Genomic DNA, 16,210 nt, shown 5'->3' with positions numbered 1-16,210 from the left:
CTCATGCAACTTCCGGTGATGCCTCCCATTGCGCCCATGCTGGCCAAAGCGGTCAGTTCCCTCCCTGAGGGGGACTATCTTTACGAGCCCAAGTGGGACGGGTTCCGTTCCATCATTTTCCGGGACGGGGACGACGTCGAAATCGGGTCCCGGAACGAAAAGCCCATGACGCGCTATTTCCCCGAACTCGTGGAAGCCCTTAAAGCCAACCTCCCGGAGCGCTGCGTGGTGGACGGCGAAATTGTCATGGTGGCACCGGACGGCAAACGGCTGGACTTTGAACTGCTGCAGCAGCGTATCCATCCCGCGGCCAGCCGGGTGAAACTGCTCGCGGAAGAAACGCCGGCCCGGTTCGTGGCGTTCGATCTGCTGTCCCTGGGGGATACCGATTACACGGACAAGCCGTTCGCCGAACGGCGCGAGGCACTCGTGCAGGCGTTCAAGGCAGCAAAGGCTCCGGTGTCCGTGACAGCGGCTACGGACGATCCGGCGCTGGCCCGGGACTGGTTCGAGCGCTTCGAAGGTGCGGGGCTGGACGGGGTGGTGGCCAAACCGCTGGACGGGCCCTACGCGCCGAACAAGCGCACCATGGCCAAGCTCAAGCACGAACGCACAGCCGACTGCGTGCTGGCCGGCTACCGGGTACACAAATCCGGCCCGGACCTGATCGGTTCGCTGCTGCTGGGGATATACAACGACGACGGCGTGCTCACCAACGTGGGCGTGGCAGGGGCCTTTTCCATGGACCGGCGGCGGGAGCTCTTCGAGGAACTGCAGCCCCTGGTCGCTGAGGAGGACGGCCATCCCTGGGCCGCACAGGAGCAGGAGGGCGGCACCCGGACGCCGCGGAACTCCGAAGGCAGCCGGTGGAGCGGAAAGAAGGACCTCTCCTTTGTGCCGCTGCGCCCGGAGCGGGTGGTGGAGGTGAAGTATGACCACATGGAGGGTGAACGGTTCCGCCACGTGGCCCGGTTTGTGCGCTGGCGGCCCGACCGCACACCGGAATCCTGTACGTACGACCAGTTGGAGGAGCCGGTGAAGTTTGATCTGGCAGAGGTGCTCGGGGCCTGACGGGGAGAGGGATTGGCGGATTTTCGCCGGGGCCTATACTTTCCGGATTGGAAAGTCTAGAGTTGCCGATATGGAAAGTCGAGATGTCACCCCGGAGACCGCAAGGCACCACCTCGAGGCGCTGGACGCCGACGGGGCGGCAGTCAGCGGGTCCACCGGAGCTCCGTTCTGGTACGTGTTGCTCCAGTCCTGCTGCATATCGGGCTTTGTGCTCTCCTTCGGCCTGGGGCCCTGGGAATCCGCAGGGTTCGCCCTTTCCGCAGTTGCCCTGGTTTTGCTGGGGATGCTGCGTCCGCTGATCACCGGAACCCGGGCTGATCCGTGGGCTTACCCTGCGTCCGTGCGCGTTGCCCTGACATTCATTGGCTGTGCTGCGCTCGCAGTAGGGATCGGCATGGTTGTCTCCAAGTCAGGAGGCTCCATGGCCCTCCTCTTCGCGGCAGCCCTGCTGACCTTTGCAGCCACGCTGGTGCTCGGACTCCGGATGGAGCGGGCCCTGGTCCGGTCCATCCACGGGCAGCCCTGATGCCGGCGGCACGTTTTGACGAGGTAGTGCACGGCCCGGTCCGGCTGCGGGTCTGCGGACTGCTGTCACGCCTGGGAAGCACCGAATTTGCGCTGCTCCGGGACACCCTCGAAGTCAGCGATCCCACGCTGAGTAAACACCTGAAGCAACTCGAACAGGCGGGGTACGTCAAGCTGAGCAAGGGGCCCGGGCTGGCCGGACGGACCCACACCTGGGCGGAGCTGACGGTCAAAGGCAGGGCGGCCTTTGACTCTCATGTGGCCTTCCTGCGCGAGGTTATTTCCGGTCCGGAGGGCGACGGCGCCTGACCGGTGTCCCTGCCTCCTGCCTCCTACGGGCAGGATGGCAGGCCGTCCGCAGGTTCAGTGCCGGCCGCGGCATCCCGGGGCGGAGAACTCGCTGCCGGCGTCCGCGAGGATCGCTGCCAGATAACCCTCCCGGTAACCCGTTTCGTTGGGGTGAAGGTCGAACTGGCCGCCTTCGAGCCGGATCCAGGAATCCGCTGCTCCCACGCCGTGCCCGGCAAACTCGTCCACCACGTCCACAAAGACGCCGCTTTCCGGAACCTGCCCTGCAATCACTGCGTTCAGGTCATCGGTGCCGGCATTAAACAGCGTCTGTGCCTCTGCGCTCAGCGGTCCTGACGTGCCCGCTTCGAAGAGGTACGGGTATCCCGTGACCACCAGGGTTGCCCGTGGTGCCAGCTCCGCGATCCGTGCGAACTGGGCTGCCAGCTGGGGTGCAAGGACCGTCGATGCATAGGTATTCGCCTGTTCCAGGGCGGGTGCACACGTGGCCGGCAGTTGCTGGCCGATACACGCGGCCACCACCGTGCCGAAACGGATGTCGTTTCCGCCGATGGTTACCGTCACGACGTCGGTCCGGGCGTTGAGCGTGCCCCGGGCTGCGGCGTCGCTGATCTGTTCCGGGAGATCCGCCGGCGCATCCGGCGGGGTAGTCAGGGCAGTGGCGCCGGCGCAGGTGGCGTCGGTCTCCAGATCCACCCGGTTCAAGGCGTCCAGCAGGGCGGGGTAGCCCTGTGCGGTTCGCCCGCAGGCGTCCAGCAGCGGACCGCCACCGAACCCGGAGGCATAGGAATCCCCGAAGGCTACATAATCGATGTCTCGGCCCCAGCCGTTGCCCCCGCCGTGCCCGTTGCCCCCGCCGTGCCCGTTGCCCCCGCCATGCCCGTTGCCCCCGCCGTGCCCGTTGCCCCCGCCGTGCCCGTTGCCCGCGCCGTGCCCGCCCCGGTGTTCGGGGGAATGGCCGTTCCCCGCGCCGCGGTGGGCCGGACTGTCTGCGGCGGCAGGCGCCACACCGCCGATCAGCAGGGCGGATACAGCCAGGGCCAGGACGGCAAGGCTTCCGCGACGTGATGTTCGGCGGGAGGGGTGTTGGACGGGGCTCATCTTTGCGCTCCTTCGGGACAGGGGGGCGGTCACACCAAGGGGAGCAGTCTGTCGCACTGCCGGCCCGGCAGCAATCCAAAACCCCACATCCTTCCTGTGGGCGGGCGTTTTTGCTGCAGCTTCCCGCTCCGCCTGCCGTTTGCCCCGGACCCCTTCCTGTGACCGGCGGCGGTGCCGGGACGGCCGCGCTGCGCTACGCTGGCGATATACCGACCGCCTGTTCAGTAATCCATGATGTGCAGCCCCGGCAATGCCGCCGGAACGCTGTTCCCCGCGAAAGGTTCCGAGATGACGGCAACGGCCCTCGACGTCGAGTACGTGCCCAGCTATGTCCGAGACGCCTGGTGGACACCTGGCGGCGCCGTCCCCGGCACCGGGGTGCGGGATGCCAGCACCGGGGAGCTGCTTGCCCTCGTCAGCAGTGACGGACTGGATACGGCCGCTGCCGTCGAGCATGCCCGGACCACCGGCCAGGACGAGCTGGGAAAGTACACCTTCCACCAGCGCGCCCTGCTGCTGAAGGACCTTGCCACCTTCCTCAATGGACACCGGGAGGAGCTCTATGAGGTGTCCGCGCGCTCCGGTGCCACGCGCAGGGATTCGCTGGTGGATATTGACGGCGGGATCGGCGTGCTGTTTGCCTACGGGTCCAAGGGGCGGCGCGAGCTGCCCAATGCCACGGTCATCACCGACGGCGCCGTGGAAACACTGTCCAGGGACGGATCCTTCCTCGGGGAGCACCTCTACACCCGGCGCCCCGGGGCGGCCGTGCAGATCAACGCCTTCAACTTCCCGGTCTGGGGCATGTTGGAAAAGCTTGCCCCGGCATTCCTCGCCGGCGTCCCCACCATCGCCAAGCCGGCCACTCCCACCGGGTACCTCGCCGCCGCTGTCGTGCGCCTGATCATGGAGTCCGGCATCCTGCCCGCCGGATCGCTGCAGCTGATTTCCGGTTCCGCGCGGGACCTGCTGGACCACTTGGACTACCGCGACATGGTTTCCTTTACCGGCTCGGCGTCCACTGCGGACACGCTGCGCGCCCACCCGAACGTCGCGGTGGGCGGAGTTCGCTTCACGGCGGAGACGGATTCCCTCAACGCGGCGATCCTGGGCCCGGATGCCGTTCCCGGAACTCCGGAGTTCGAGGCCTACATCAAGTCGCTGGTGACCGAAGTGACCGTCAAAGCAGGGCAGAAGTGCACCAGCATCCGCCGCGCACTGGTGCCCCGTGCCCTGGTGGACGACGTCGTTGCCGCCGCCGCGGAGCGCATCCGGCAGCGCGTGGTGCTGGGTGATCCGCGCGCTGCAGAGGTGACCATGGGTGCGCTGGCTTCCCTGGAGCAGCTGGAGGCGGTCCGCGCCGCCGTACGTTCCCTGCTGGAGGCCGGCGGTGAACTGGCGCTGGGTACGCTGGACGCGCCCGACGTCGTACTCGCGGACGGCCGTACCGGTCCCGCGCCGGACGGGGCATTTATGGCACCGATGCTGCTGACCTGGCCCGATGCCGACGCGGATGCGTTGCACACGGTCGAGGCGTTCGGACCCGTCGCCTCGGTAGTGGGATATGACAGCGTGGCCGACGCCGTGCGGCTGGCAGCCCGCGGCGGCGGATCGCTGGTGGCAACGGTGTGCACCAATGACCCGGCCGTGGCGGCCGAGGTGCTCACCGGCATTGCCGGCCACCACGGCCGGGTGCTCATCCTCAACCGGGAGGACGCCGCGAGTTCCACCGGCCACGGATCACCCGTGCCGCACCTGGTCCACGGGGGTCCCGGACGTGCCGGCGGGGGAGAAGAGCTCGGCGGCATCCGGGCGGTGCTGCACTACATGCAGCGCACAGCCGTGCAGGGCTCACCCAACATGCTCACCGCCCTCACCGGGATCTGGCACTCCGGCGCAGACCGGCGGTTCGACGCCGGACATCCGTTCCGCAAGCCGCTCAGTGAACTGCGGGTCGGCGATGCGGTGCGCTCGGACCTGCGGACCGTCACTCTGGAGGATATTGCCGCGTTTGCGGAAACCACGGGCGACACCTTCTATGCGCATACCGACTCCGCTGCAGCTGAGGCCAATCCGTTTTTCCCCGGCATCGTGGCGCACGGCTACCTGCTGCTCTCCTGGGCTGCCGGGCTGTTCGTGGATCCGGCGCCGGGGCCGGTGCTGGCCAACTACGGGCTGGAGAACCTGCGGTTCATCACGCCGGTGGCTGCCGGGGATGCCATCCGGGTCACTCTGACTGCCAAGAAGATCACGCCCCGGGAAACCGACGAGTACGGCGAAGTGGCTTGGGACGCCGTGATCACCAACCGGAACGACGAGCTGGTCGCCACCTATGACGTCCTGACGCTGGTGGAGAAGTGACCTAGCAGTCTCCGGCACGTACCACCCAGCCGCAGGCCGTTTCCGGGCTCAGCACGTCGCTGACCCACACCACGCCGTAAGCGGCCAGGGCGACGCTGGCGACTGCCACTACGGCCCACAGCCAGCGGCGCCGGTGTCTCATGAGCCGGAAGTCCCGCGGGTATGCAGTCCGTCAAAGACCATGGTGATGATGTTGTCCGCCAGCTTGTCCGCGGGCAGCGGGCCGCCGGGCCGGTACCATTCCACAATCGAGTTGATGGTGCCGAAGAGCAGCCGGGTGGTGGTGCGCGGGTCAATGTCGCGGCGCACTGAGCCTTCGCGCCGGGCCGCGTCCACCAGATCGGCCACACGGTGGTCGAACTCGCGGCGGCGGGTCAGGGCATTGCGTTCAATTTCCGTGTTGCCGCGCAGGCGCAGCAGCAGGGTCACGAAGGGCAGGCGCTGCGTAAGCACCTCGATGGTGCCGCGCAGGACGAATTCCAGCCGTGCATCGGCGGCGCCCGTGGACGCCTGCGGATCATCCAGAACCGCCTCCAAGCCATCCAGCGCATGGTCCAGGGCCAGGCGGAGCAGATCGCCCTTGGATGGCACATGATGGTAGATCGCCGACTTCGACAGCCCCAGGTTCTCGGCCAGGATCCCCATGGACGTGGCCTCGTAGCCGTGCCGGTTGAACACATCCACCGCCATGTTCAGCACCGTCTGCTGGTCATATCCCGGGCGGCCCCGGCGGGGCGCTGCGGCAGGGGGAGTGGCGTCGGCATCTGGCATGGCGCCATTTTCCCACGTCCGCACCCGCTTCCCCGCTACGCGGTGCCCGGTTCCTGTGCAGTGTCCCACAGTGCTTATGGTCAGCGGATCCCCGTGACACCGGACCGCAACCCCGCCGGGGACATCCCGATGCCGCAGCAGCGGCCCGCAGGCTCACGCTCAGCCCTCATGCCCGGGCACGGAACAGGCAGGTCAAGACCAGGCAGGGGAAGCCCGGAGGAGATACAGGATTTCCCAGAGGACGCCGCGGGGCATGGCGTACCCTGAGGAAGTGATTCTTTCTGCGGCCGCAGCCGCCTTCGGTCCCGTGCGGCCTCCCACTTCTTCCCTCCTCCCGGAGTGGCTGGATCCGCAGGTTTTCCTGGCTGATCCTGCGCTTGGTCCGTGGGTGGTGCTGCTGGTCTGCGGCATCGTATTCGCCGAAACCGGGCTCCTCATTGGCTTTTTCCTGCCCGGTGATTCCCTGCTGTTCACGGCCGGATTGCTGGTGGCCACCGGCACCATCAACATCAACGTGTGGCTGCTCGCCCTGCTGATTTTCATCAGTGCCTTCGTGGGCGACCAGACCGGCTATTACATCGGCAAAAAGACCGGCCCGGCCATTTTCAAACGCCCCAACAGCAGGCTGTTTAAACAGGAGAACGTCCGCCGTGCGGAGGTGTTCTTCGAGCGGCACGGCGGCAAGGCCGTGATCCTGGCCCGCTTTGTGCCCGTGGTGCGTACGTTCACCCCGGTGGTGGCTGGTGTCGCGCGGATGAACTACCGCACCTTCGTGGCATTCAACGTCATTGGTGCCTTCCTCTGGGGCGTGGGAGTCACCATGCTCGGGTACGTACTGGGGGACCGCGTGCCCTTTGTCCGGGAAAACCTGGATCTGATCTTCGTGGGCGTAGTGGTGCTCTCCGTGATCCCGATCGTGTTCGAGGTGCTGCGCCAGTCCCATAAGGCCGCCACCAAGGACGACGGCGAGCCCGCCGGGTCCGTCGCTCCCGCCGAGTCGGTCGCTCCCGCCGGGTCCGCTGCCGGTAGCGGACAGGCACCTGATGCTGCCGCTCCCACCGCTCTCAACGCAGCCGAAACCTCCGCTCCCACTACTGCTTCCGGTCAGGCCGTGCGCGGGTCCGCCGGTTCTGCAGGATCCGCAGGAGAGTCCGCAGGGCGTCCGGCCCGGCATGCAGCGGCCACTGATGGCCGCCGGTTCGCCGGGCCCAAACCGAAGGTCGAAGGCGCCGGTTCGGCAGACTGAGCCTGAAGCCTGAAGCCTGAAGCCTGAAGCCTGAAGCCTGAAGCCTGAAGCCTGAAGCCTGAAGCCTGAAGCCTGAAGCCTGAAGCCTGAAGCCTGAAGCCCGAAGCCCGAAGCCCGAAGCCCGGCCCGGTTCCCTCCACACCTACCGGTTTCGCTGCCATTCGGGCCGGCTCACTGCCCTTTTGGTGCGGGCCTTCATCGGTCTCGGGCTCGAGGCAGGTTCTCGGTTGTGGTCCCCGGGGCCCTTTTCCTGCCTGGCTGCGTGGAGCGTCGCCTTCGGGCCCGCTTGGACACCGACCGGAACGCCCTGTATCTCCCCACCCCACCCCCGCCGCAAGGTTCGGCATACCTCTGGATGCACCGTGGCCGGCGCCCGCTTCTCCAGTCATGGTCGGTGCCCCCAGTGCCAGCCAACCGCTCTTCCGGCGTGTTTGCCGGTAACGATTGGATAACAGGCTGGACGCCAATATGCCGTCTGACCTGCACGTATACCAATGCGCTTTTTTTGACCGTCGTTATGGGAGCGCTCCCACTTGACTTGTGATCTGTCACACACCAGCATTTAGGCATTGCTTGTGGGAGCGCTCCCACCACCAGGCGTCACCGCCGATCCGGGCACACAGGGCGCATCCGTTAGGCATCGGCACGGCAGGCGCGGAAAACCGCGGACGCACTCGTGCACTCGTCACAGACAAAGGAGTCAGCAATGAGTACCAAACCGACATTGGCCGCCCGTGCGCGCCGCCGCGGTCCCGCAGTTGCCGCATCTGTTGCAGCTGCAGCCCTTCTCCTGACCGCCTGCGGCGGCGGAGATGACGGAGCAGCCGGAGAAGACGGCCAGGTGACGCTCAGCGTCAGTACCTTCAACGAGTTCGGGTACGAGGACCTGTTCGAGGAGTACATGGACGCCAACCCCGACGTGAAGATCGTTCATGACAAAAAGGCCACGTCCAACATTGCCCGCGACAACCTGAGCACCAAGCTCGCTGCCGGCTCGGGCCTTTCGGACATCGAGGGTATCGAGGTGGACTGGCTGCCCGAGCTCAAGCAGTACCCGGACCAATTCGCTGATCTGGCCAGCCCCGAGGTGGAAGACCGCTGGCTGGAGTGGAAAACCGAAGGCGCAACCACCGAGGACGGCAAACTCATCGGCTACGGCACCGACATCGGTCCGGAAGCCATCTGCTACCGCTCGGATCTCTTCGCCGCTGCCGGACTGCCGACCGACCGCGAGGAAGTCGCAGCCCTGCTGGAAGGCGACTGGGACCACTACTTCGAGGTGGGCGAGAAGTTCACCGCGGCCTCCGACGTCGCCTGGTATGACTCGGCCATGGCCACCTACCAGGCCATGATCAACCAGGTGGAGAACGCCTACGAGGAAAATGACGGAACCGTCATCGCCACCGAGAACCAGGAAGTAAAAGACATTTACAACCAGGTCCTGGAGAATTCCGTGGACAAGGGCCTCTCCGCCCACCTGGAACTCTGGTCGGATGACTACAAGGCAGGCTTCCAGAGCGGCGCCTTTGCCACCACCTTCTGCCCGGGCTGGATGCTGGGCAGCATTGAAGGCAACGCCGCCGGCGTCGAAGGCTGGGACATCGCCAACGTCTTCCCGGGCGGCGGCGGCAACTGGGGCGGCTCCTACCTGACCGTGCCCACACAGGGCAAGAACCAGGAAGAAGCCATCAAGCTGGCACAGTGGCTGACCGCCCCCGAGCAGCAGATCAAGGCCTTCGAAGCCAAGGGCACCTTCCCCAGCCAGACCGAAGCGCTGGAATCCGAAACCCTGCTGAGCTCCACCAACGAGTTCTTCAACGATGCGCCGGTGGGAGAAATCCTGGCCGAACGTGCGGAGGCCGTCACCGTGACGCCCTTCAAGGGCGAGAAGTACTTCCCCATCAATGACGCCATGCAGCAGGCACTGAACCGCGTAGACGTGGTCAAGACCGATGACGCGGCCTCCTCCTGGGAGAAGTTCGTGACCGGGGTCAACGCCCTGCAGTAGCCCCCAAACCTCCGGTGCCTGTGGCCGCCGCCCGCGCGTAGTCCCGCGGGAAGGGCGCCACAGGCACCGGAACCAACTTCTTTCCCCTTGAACGTTAGGAAGATAGCCATGGCTGTCGCCGTCAAGCCGCCGCCGGTGCGCACGCCGGTCCGCAGGATCGGGTTCCGCAGCAAGCTCGCCCGCTGGGACGTGAAAGTCTCCCCCTACCTCTACATCTCGCCGTTCTTCATCCTTTTTGGCATTGTGGGCCTTTTCCCGCTCATTTACACGGGCTGGGTTTCACTGCACAACTGGAGCCTCATCGGCGGCAACCAGGGTTTCGTGGGCGCGGAGAACTACACGTTTATCCTGTCGCAGCCTTATTTCTGGAATGCCGTGGGCAACACCTTCAGCATCTTCCTGATCTCCGCCGTTCCGCAGATCATCATCGCCATCGCCATCGCAGCGGTCCTGGACGCGAACCTGCGCGCCAAGACCTTCTGGCGGATGGGCGTGCTGGTGCCCTACATCGTGGCCCCGGTGGCCGTGGGCCTGATCTTCAACCGGCTCTTCGCCGATGATTCCGGCACCATCAACGCCCTGCTCCTGGCCGTGGGCCTGGACCCGGTGGGATGGCACTCCAACCAGCTGGCCAGCCACGCAGCCATTGCCACCATGGTGAACTTCCGCTGGACCGGATACAACGCCCTGATCTTCCTCGCCGCCATGCAGGCGGTTCCCCGGGACATGTACGAGGCCGCCATCATTGACGGCGCCAGCCGCTGGCGCCAGTTCATCTCGGTGACCGTGCCGATGCTGCGGCCCACCATCATTTTCGTGGTCATCACCGCCACCATCGGCGGTCTTCAGATCTTCGACGAGCCGCGGGTCTTTGACATCACCGGACTCGGCGGGGCGGACCGGCAATGGCAGACCCTGACCATGTACATCTGGGAAATGGGCTGGGGCCAGCGCAGCTTCGGACGCGCCTCGGCGGTCGCCTGGCTGCTGTTCGTCATCATCGTCATCATCGCCGCCCTCAATTTCCTCATCACCAGACGGATCGCCACTCAGGGAGGACGCAGATGACTTCCGTACCCATGGTTGAACAAACCGCCGGCCGGAAGGCCGCCGACGCGGCCAAACGACGCCGGGAACGGACCGGGGCACGCCCGCCGCGGCCCGGGCGCCCGGGACGCGGCCGGAAAACCGGCGGCTACAACCGGCGGCCCGGGTTCCTGACCTACGGGCTGCTGGGAGCGGTGATCCTCGGTTCGGCGCTTCCCATTCTCTGGTCCGTCCTGGTGGCCAGCCACGACAGCGACGCCCTGGCCTCGGGCATGACCCTGCTGCCGGGCGGCAACTTCTTTATCAACGCCGCCACCGTGCTGGACAGCATTCCGTTCTGGAAGGCGCTGGGCAACAGCGTCCTGGTGTCCACGGTGACGGCAGCGTCCGTGGTGATCTTCTCCTCGCTGGCAGGTTTCGCCTTCGCCAAGCTGCGGTTCCGGGGCAGCAAGGTGCTGCTGGTGTTCGTCGTCGCCACCATGGCCGTGCCCACACAGCTGGGTGTGGTTCCCCTGTTCATCGTGATGTCGAAGCTGGGTTGGACCGGCACCATGGGGGCGGTTATTGTTCCGGGCCTCGTCACCGCGTTCGGAGTGTTCTGGATGACGCAGTATCTGCGGGACGCGCTGCCCGATGAGCTCATCGAAGCCGTCCGGATGGACGGCGCGAACATGTGGCAGGCGTTCTGGCATGTAGCCCTGCCGGCGGGCCGTCCGGCAGCCGCCATGCTGGCGCTGTTTACCTTCGTGGCCACATGGACCAACTTCTTCTGGCCGTTCATTGTGCTCAACGCCCAAAACCCCACCCTGCCCGTGGCGCTGTCCCAGCTTCAGTCGGCGCGCTTCGTGGATTACTCGGTGGTGCTTGCCGGTGTGGTGCTTTCCACCATTCCGCTGTTTATTGTCTTCGCCGTCGCCGGACGGCACCTGGTTGCAGGAATCATGCAGGGAGCGGTCAAAGGATGACGCAGAACAACAACGGCCAGTTCCCCCCGGGGTTCCTGTGGGGCGCGGCCACCGCTGCCTACCAGGTGGAGGGGGCAGCCTCCGAGGACGGCAGGAAGGACTCCATCTGGGACACCTTCGCCCGGGTTCCCGGTGCCGTGGCCAACGGCGACAACGGAGACGTTGCCTGCGACCATTACCACCGACTCGACGAGGACGTAGCGCTCATGCAGTCCCTGAATCTGGCCTCCTACCGGTTCTCGACCTCCTGGGCGCGGATCCGGCCCGACGGCGGTGCCGTGAACCCCGCGGGCCTGGACTTCTACAGCCGGCTCACCGACAAACTGCTGGACGCCGGAATCAAACCCTGGCTGACGCTCTACCACTGGGACCTGCCGCAGGCACTGCAGGACGCCGGCGGCTGGGCCAACCGCGACACCGCCTACCGCTTTGCCGAGTATGCGCTCAGCGTCCACGATGTCCTGGGGGACAGGGTGCAGGCCTGGACCACCCTGAACGAGCCGTGGTGCTCGGCCTACGTGGGCTATGCCAGCGGGGAACATGCGCCGGGGCTGCAGGACCGGTCGCAGGCCGTTGCCGCCAACCACCACCTCCTGCTCGCCCACGGGCTGGCCGCGCAGGAACTGCGGGCACGGGATGCAGCGCTGGAGCTGGGGCTGACCCTGAACTTCACGGTTGCTGATCCGCTGGATCCGCAGAACCCGGATGACGTGGACGCTGCCCGCCGCATTGACGGTCAGTTCAACCGGGTCTTTGCCGACCCGGTGTTCCGTGGCCAGTATCCCGAGGATGTGCTGGCGGATCTGGCGCCCTACGGGCTCCAGGGCCATATTCGCGACGGCGACCTGGCCGCGATCAGCACCCCCATCGACTTCCTCGGTGTGAATTATTACCACGGTGAGGCGGTGACCAAAACCGAACCGGCGGTGGCCATTACCACTGCCGCTCCCTCTGCACGGCCCACGGCCAGCCCGTATCCCGCCGCGGACGGTGTATACACCGTGCCGCGCGGGCTGCCGGTGACCAACATGGGCTGGGAAATCCAGCCTGAGGGCCTGCATCGGCTGCTGATGCGGCTGCAGCGCGAATACACCGGCCCGGCCGGCGTGAAGCTGTACATCACGGAAAACGGTGCGGCGTTCGACGACGACGAGGTGGTGGACGGCGTGGTCCGGGACGAGGACCGGCTGGGGTTTATCGAAGCGCACCTGGCCGCGGTCCAACAGGCGGCAGCGGACGGTGTGGATGTCCGCGGCTACTTTGCCTGGTCACTGATGGACAACTTCGAATGGGCCTGGGGCTACGCGAAACGGTTCGGCATAGTCCATGTGGACTATGCCACGCAGCAGCGAACGCCAAAGGCCAGCGGCCGGTGGTTCGCCGAAGTTGCCCGTGCCAACGAGTTGCCGGAACGGTCCTCCGGAGCGGGGTCCCATGTCGTATCGTCGGTAGGGTGAGCAGCTTGGACCCCGGCACCCGCACCGCGCCGGTCAAACCCCGCAGGGCCAGCCCTACGCTGGAGGACGTGGCGGCGCTTTCCGGTGTCTCCCGCTCCACTGTTTCGCGGGCGATTAACGGCGGGGCACGGGTGAGCGCCCAGACTCAGGCCGCCATTGATGCGGCCATTGGTGAGTTGGGGTTCACCCCCAACCGTGCGGCCCGGTCCCTCGCCACCAGCCGCGCCGATTCCATTGCCCTCGTCATTCCGGAACCGGACGGCCGGGTGCTGGTGGACCCCTTCTTCGCCATGACGCTGAACGGCATCACGGAGTCGCTGAAGGACACGGAAGTCCAGCTGGTGCTGCTGATTGCCCGGCAGGGCGAGAAGGAAGGGCAGATCATCCGCTACCTGCGCAGCGGACACGTGGACGGAGCCATTGTGGTCTCCCACCACAAGGCGGACGCCTTGGAAACCCAGCTGGCGGATGCGCCCCTGCCGGCCGTTTTTATCGGACGCCCCTGGCAGGACCGGGACGGATTGGTGTTCGTGGACACGGACAACCGCACCGGAGGACTGCTTGCTGCCCGGCACCTGATGGAGCGGGGCTACCGCCGCATTGCCACTGTCACGGGACCGGCGGACATGACCGCGGCCCAGGACCGGACCGAAGGATGGCGGGCAGGGCTGGCAGAAGCGGGCCTGGCACCGGCGGGAATGGAAAGCGGCCAGTTCACCACCGAGGGCGGTGCGGCCGCAGCGGCCAGGCTGCTGGACACTAATCCGGACATCGACGCCATCTTCGCGGCGTCGGATCTTATGGCCCTGGGTGTGCTGAACGTGCTGCGCGAGCGGGGTCTTTCCGTGCCCGGCGATGTGGCGCTGGTGGGCTATGACAACCACCAGCTTGCCGCGTCCAGCACCCCGGGCCTGACCACCGTCATAAACCCCATGATCGAAATGGCCCGGCGTGCCTCCGAGATGCTGCTGCAGGAAATCGAGGAGCCCGGCTCCCGGCTGGAACCGGCGGTGTACCCGCCGGAACTGGTGATCCGGCACTCCGCCTAGGCTACCGGGACATTCCGCCGCCCTTAGACACCTCGCTCGTTCCTCGCTCGGCGATGCGGGCTACGCAGAATGTCCCGTTCGCCTACGCGGCGTCCTCGCGCGCGGCCGCCGGCAGCAGGTCCCGCGCACCGAGGGCGGCGAGGATGAAGGCGTAGTCCCACGCCCGGTCCTTCCATGCCTCGTACCGGCCGGAGGCCCCGCCGTGGCCGCCGTCCATTTCGATCTTGAGCACGATGGGTTCTGACCCGGTGGAGGTTTCCCGCAGCTGCGCCACCCATTTGGCCGGCTCCACGTACAGGACGCGGGTGTCATTAAAGCTGGTGACAGCTGCGATCTTCGGATAGTCCACGGCGCGGATGTTTTCGTAGGGGGTGTATTCCTTCATGTACCGGTACACCTCGGGGTCGGTGATGGGGTTGCCCCATTCCTCCCACTCGAGAGCCGAGAGCGGCAGGTCCGGATCCAGGATGGAGGTCAGGGCATCCACAAACGGCACCTGCGCCACAATGGCCCGGTATTTCTCCGGTGCCAGGTTCGCTACTGCGCCCATCAGCAGCCCGCCGGCCGAGCCGCCCATGGCGGCGATCCGGCCCGGATCCGCCCAGCCCGACGCCGCGACCCAGTCCGTGGCATCCACGAAGTCCGTGAAGGTGTTCTTTTTGTTCAGCTTCTTGCCGTCGTCGTACCAGGCCCGGCCCATCTCGCCGCCGCCGCGGATGTGGGCCACCACGTAGACCACGCCGCGGTCCAGCAGGGACAACCGGGCAACATTGAAGCCGGGATCCATGCTCACTTCATAGCTTCCGTAGGCGTAAACCAGTGCCGGGTTGCTGCCGTCCCGGCGCAGATCCGCCCGGCGGATGACCGAGAGCGGAATGCGGGTGCCGTCCGCCGCCGTCGCCCATTCACGTTCGGCCACGTAGTCCTCGGAACGGTAGCCGCCCTTGACCGGCGTCTGCTTCCGCAGTTCCAGGTCACCGGTGGACAGGACGTAGTCGTAAACCCGCGGCGGGGTGAGGAAGGAGGTGTAGCTGAGCCGGATGATCGGGGAATCGAATTCCGCGTTCGCTAGGTTGGCGGTGTACAGCTCCTCGTCGAAGGCCGGTTCCACCGCAGGCGCCTGGGCGGGAGTGCCGAGGCCTTCCAAGGGGAGGATCTGAACGCGTTCCGTTGTGTCCTTGCGGACGGAGACGAGCACATGGGTCCGGGTTACGGCGGCGCCGTTGACCCGCACGGTGTCGTCGTGGGCAATGACGGTCTGCCAGTGCTGATCGGCCAGCGGCTTAGCGAATTCCTCCTCCGCAACCAGGGAAAGCATTGAGTTCAGGGCCCCGTGGTTGTGCGTGAGCAGGTACTGACGGCGCCCGTCCACAGTGAGCGGTTCGGCTTCGTAAAGAATCCGTTCACTGCGCGGAATCAGCACGCGGACGGTGTCCGCGGGATCATCAAAGTCCAGCACCCGGTACTCGCTGTACTCGGAGCTGCTGATGCCGATGAGCAGCTGCCGGCGGTCTGCGGAAAGGTCAAAGCCGGTCCACATGGCAATGTCGTCCTCCTGGTAGATGACGACGTCGTCTTCCACCGGGGTGCCGAGGGTATGGGCCTTGACCTGGTAGGGGCGCCAGGAGTCATCCACCACGGTGTAGAACACGCGGTTGCCATCGGGGGAGAACGCAAGCGAGTAGAAGACATTGGGGATGCTGTCCGGCAGCAGGTCGCCTGTGCGCAGGTCCTTGATCCGCAGGGTGAAGCGTTCATCACCGGCGTTGTCCTCGGAGTAGGCCAGCAGGTGACCGTCCTCGGTTACGGCCAGGCCGCCGAGGGAGAAGAAAGGCTTGCCCTCCGCTTCCGCATTGCCGTCGATCAGGATTTGTTCGCCCTCTACCGGCACTCCGGGCAGGACCGACGGCGGAGTCCAGTCGGCGGCCAGGTCACCGGTGTCCCGGGCGGCGGTGCGGCAGTGGATCGCGTACTGCTTGCCCTCCTCGGTGCGGGTGTAATACCACCAGCCCTTCTTGCGGGCGGGGACGGAGAGGTCAGTCTCTTCGGTACGGTTCCTGATCTCCTCGAAGATCCGGTTGCGCAGCTCTTCCTGGTCTGCGGTGACCGCGGCGGTGTACTCGTTCTCTGCGGTCAGGTGCGCCACCACCTCGGGGCTTTCCTTCTCCCGCAGCCACTCATAGTTATCCACAAACGTATCGCCGTGGTGGGTGCGTTCAGTAGGGACTTTCTTGGCAACCGGGGGCTGGGGAGTAGTCATGATTCGAATATATCCATCCGCGGGGCGGTGTCGAAGGGCC

Annotated in this window: 13 protein-coding genes and 1 pseudogene; 10 read left to right on the top strand and 4 right to left on the bottom strand. The window is 66.1% G+C overall.

Translation table 11 applies throughout. The annotated features are described in order from the left end of the window. Positions 1–3: 3 nt before the first annotated feature. The 3 genes from MUK71_RS13545 (at position 4) to MUK71_RS13535 (ending at position 1,905) form a co-directional block, all read left to right on the top strand. On the top strand, positions 4–1,071 hold the full coding sequence (locus tag MUK71_RS13545) for an ATP-dependent DNA ligase (RefSeq protein ID WP_227928616.1): 1,068 nt from the start codon (positions 4–6) through the stop codon (positions 1,069–1,071). Between the two features lie 70 nt (positions 1,072–1,141). After that, positions 1,142–1,597 carry a hypothetical protein gene (locus MUK71_RS13540; RefSeq protein ID WP_227928618.1) on the top strand — a complete coding sequence of 152 codons (456 nt, stop codon included), beginning with the start codon at positions 1,142–1,144 and terminating at the stop codon, positions 1,595–1,597. Next, positions 1,597–1,905, top strand: a complete 309-nt coding sequence (locus MUK71_RS13535) for a transcriptional regulator (RefSeq protein WP_227902444.1) — start codon at positions 1,597–1,599, stop codon at positions 1,903–1,905. Before MUK71_RS13540 ends, MUK71_RS13535 begins: the two co-directional genes overlap by 1 nt. A 54-nt stretch (positions 1,906–1,959) precedes the next feature. Here the strand turns inward: MUK71_RS13535 and MUK71_RS13530 are convergent, their stop codons facing one another. Beyond that, on the bottom strand, positions 1,960–3,006 hold the full coding sequence (locus tag MUK71_RS13530; protein WP_227928620.1) for an SGNH/GDSL hydrolase family protein: 1,047 nt from the start codon (positions 3,004–3,006) through the stop codon (positions 1,960–1,962). A 288-nt stretch (positions 3,007–3,294) separates the two neighbouring features. Between MUK71_RS13530 and paaZ the strand changes: the two genes are divergently transcribed. Then, the gene (paaZ, locus tag MUK71_RS13525; RefSeq protein ID WP_227928622.1) at positions 3,295–5,367 is read left to right on the top strand and encodes a phenylacetic acid degradation bifunctional protein PaaZ; all 2,073 of its coding nucleotides are present in this window, start codon (positions 3,295–3,297) and stop codon (positions 5,365–5,367) included. 1 nt (position 5,368) lies between these two features. Here paaZ and MUK71_RS13520 read toward each other — a convergent pair whose 3' ends face one another. Continuing rightward, positions 5,369–5,509, bottom strand: coding sequence for a hypothetical protein (locus MUK71_RS13520; protein ID WP_227902441.1), 141 nt, complete (start codon positions 5,507–5,509; stop codon positions 5,369–5,371). Further along, positions 5,506–6,138 (bottom strand): TetR/AcrR family transcriptional regulator, encoded by a 633-nt coding sequence (locus MUK71_RS13515; protein ID WP_227928624.1) that lies wholly within the window; start codon positions 6,136–6,138, stop codon positions 5,506–5,508. The genes MUK71_RS13520 and MUK71_RS13515 overlap by 4 nt, the downstream gene beginning before the upstream one ends. A 253-nt stretch (positions 6,139–6,391) precedes the next feature. On the opposite strand from MUK71_RS13515, the pseudogene MUK71_RS13510 reads away from it, so the two are divergent. From MUK71_RS13510 to MUK71_RS13485, 6 genes and pseudogenes are all read left to right on the top strand, one after another. After that, a pseudogene (locus tag MUK71_RS13510) lies at positions 6,392–7,072 on the top strand (VTT domain-containing protein); the annotation flags it as partial. A gap of 1,018 nt (positions 7,073–8,090) precedes the next feature. Next, positions 8,091–9,392, top strand: a complete 1,302-nt coding sequence (locus MUK71_RS13505; protein ID WP_227928625.1) for an extracellular solute-binding protein — start codon at positions 8,091–8,093, stop codon at positions 9,390–9,392. A 108-nt stretch (positions 9,393–9,500) separates the two neighbouring features. Beyond that, positions 9,501–10,460 (top strand): carbohydrate ABC transporter permease, encoded by a 960-nt coding sequence (locus tag MUK71_RS13500; RefSeq protein WP_227902438.1) that lies wholly within the window; start codon positions 9,501–9,503, stop codon positions 10,458–10,460. Further along, positions 10,457–11,404: a carbohydrate ABC transporter permease gene (locus tag MUK71_RS13495; protein WP_227902437.1), complete on the top strand. Its 948-nt coding sequence runs from the start codon at positions 10,457–10,459 to the stop codon at positions 11,402–11,404. The genes MUK71_RS13500 and MUK71_RS13495 overlap by 4 nt, the downstream gene beginning before the upstream one ends. After that, positions 11,401–12,861 carry a GH1 family beta-glucosidase gene (locus MUK71_RS13490; RefSeq protein ID WP_227902436.1) on the top strand — a complete coding sequence of 487 codons (1,461 nt, stop codon included), beginning with the start codon at positions 11,401–11,403 and terminating at the stop codon, positions 12,859–12,861. Before MUK71_RS13495 ends, MUK71_RS13490 begins: the two co-directional genes overlap by 4 nt. Next, a complete protein-coding gene (locus MUK71_RS13485) occupies positions 12,858–13,910 on the top strand; it encodes a LacI family DNA-binding transcriptional regulator (protein WP_341482029.1) in 1,053 nt (350 codons plus the stop codon). Before MUK71_RS13490 ends, MUK71_RS13485 begins: the two co-directional genes overlap by 4 nt. An 82-nt stretch (positions 13,911–13,992) precedes the next feature. Here MUK71_RS13485 and MUK71_RS13480 read toward each other — a convergent pair whose 3' ends face one another. Beyond that, entirely contained in the window at positions 13,993–16,170 is a 2,178-nt protein-coding gene (locus MUK71_RS13480; protein WP_227928626.1) for a S9 family peptidase, read from the bottom strand. Positions 16,171–16,210: the final 40 nt, after the last annotated feature.

This window comes from Arthrobacter zhangbolii, assembly GCF_022869865.1.
Classification (GTDB): domain Bacteria; phylum Actinomycetota; class Actinomycetes; order Actinomycetales; family Micrococcaceae; genus Arthrobacter_B; species Arthrobacter_B zhangbolii.
Note: the sequence above shows the minus strand (reverse complement) of the source record. Positions and strands in the feature narration are given on the sequence as shown.

What these genes read in the sequence shown, in the direction of transcription:
- MUK71_RS13505 (WP_227928625.1), top strand. Translation starts at nt 8,091, where the DNA reads ATGAGTACCAAACCGACATTGGCCGCCCGTGCGCGCCGCCGCGGTCCC.
- MUK71_RS13530 (WP_227928620.1), bottom strand. Translation starts at nt 3,006, where the DNA reads ATGAGCCCCGTCCAACACCCCTCCCGCCGAACATCACGTCGCGGAAGC.
- MUK71_RS13520 (WP_227902441.1), bottom strand. Translation starts at nt 5,509, where the DNA reads ATGAGACACCGGCGCCGCTGGCTGTGGGCCGTAGTGGCAGTCGCCAGC.
- MUK71_RS13480 (WP_227928626.1), bottom strand. Translation starts at nt 16,170, where the DNA reads ATGACTACTCCCCAGCCCCCGGTTGCCAAGAAAGTCCCTACTGAACGC.
- MUK71_RS13535 (WP_227902444.1), top strand. Translation starts at nt 1,597, where the DNA reads ATGCCGGCGGCACGTTTTGACGAGGTAGTGCACGGCCCGGTCCGGCTG.
- MUK71_RS13545 (WP_227928616.1), top strand. Translation starts at nt 4, where the DNA reads ATGCAACTTCCGGTGATGCCTCCCATTGCGCCCATGCTGGCCAAAGCG.
- MUK71_RS13490 (WP_227902436.1), top strand. Translation starts at nt 11,401, where the DNA reads ATGACGCAGAACAACAACGGCCAGTTCCCCCCGGGGTTCCTGTGGGGC.
- MUK71_RS13540 (WP_227928618.1), top strand. Translation starts at nt 1,142, where the DNA reads ATGGAAAGTCGAGATGTCACCCCGGAGACCGCAAGGCACCACCTCGAG.
- MUK71_RS13495 (WP_227902437.1), top strand. Translation starts at nt 10,457, where the DNA reads ATGACTTCCGTACCCATGGTTGAACAAACCGCCGGCCGGAAGGCCGCC.
- MUK71_RS13515 (WP_227928624.1), bottom strand. Translation starts at nt 6,138, where the DNA reads ATGCCAGATGCCGACGCCACTCCCCCTGCCGCAGCGCCCCGCCGGGGC.
- MUK71_RS13500 (WP_227902438.1), top strand. Translation starts at nt 9,501, where the DNA reads ATGGCTGTCGCCGTCAAGCCGCCGCCGGTGCGCACGCCGGTCCGCAGG.
- paaZ (WP_227928622.1), top strand. Translation starts at nt 3,295, where the DNA reads ATGACGGCAACGGCCCTCGACGTCGAGTACGTGCCCAGCTATGTCCGA.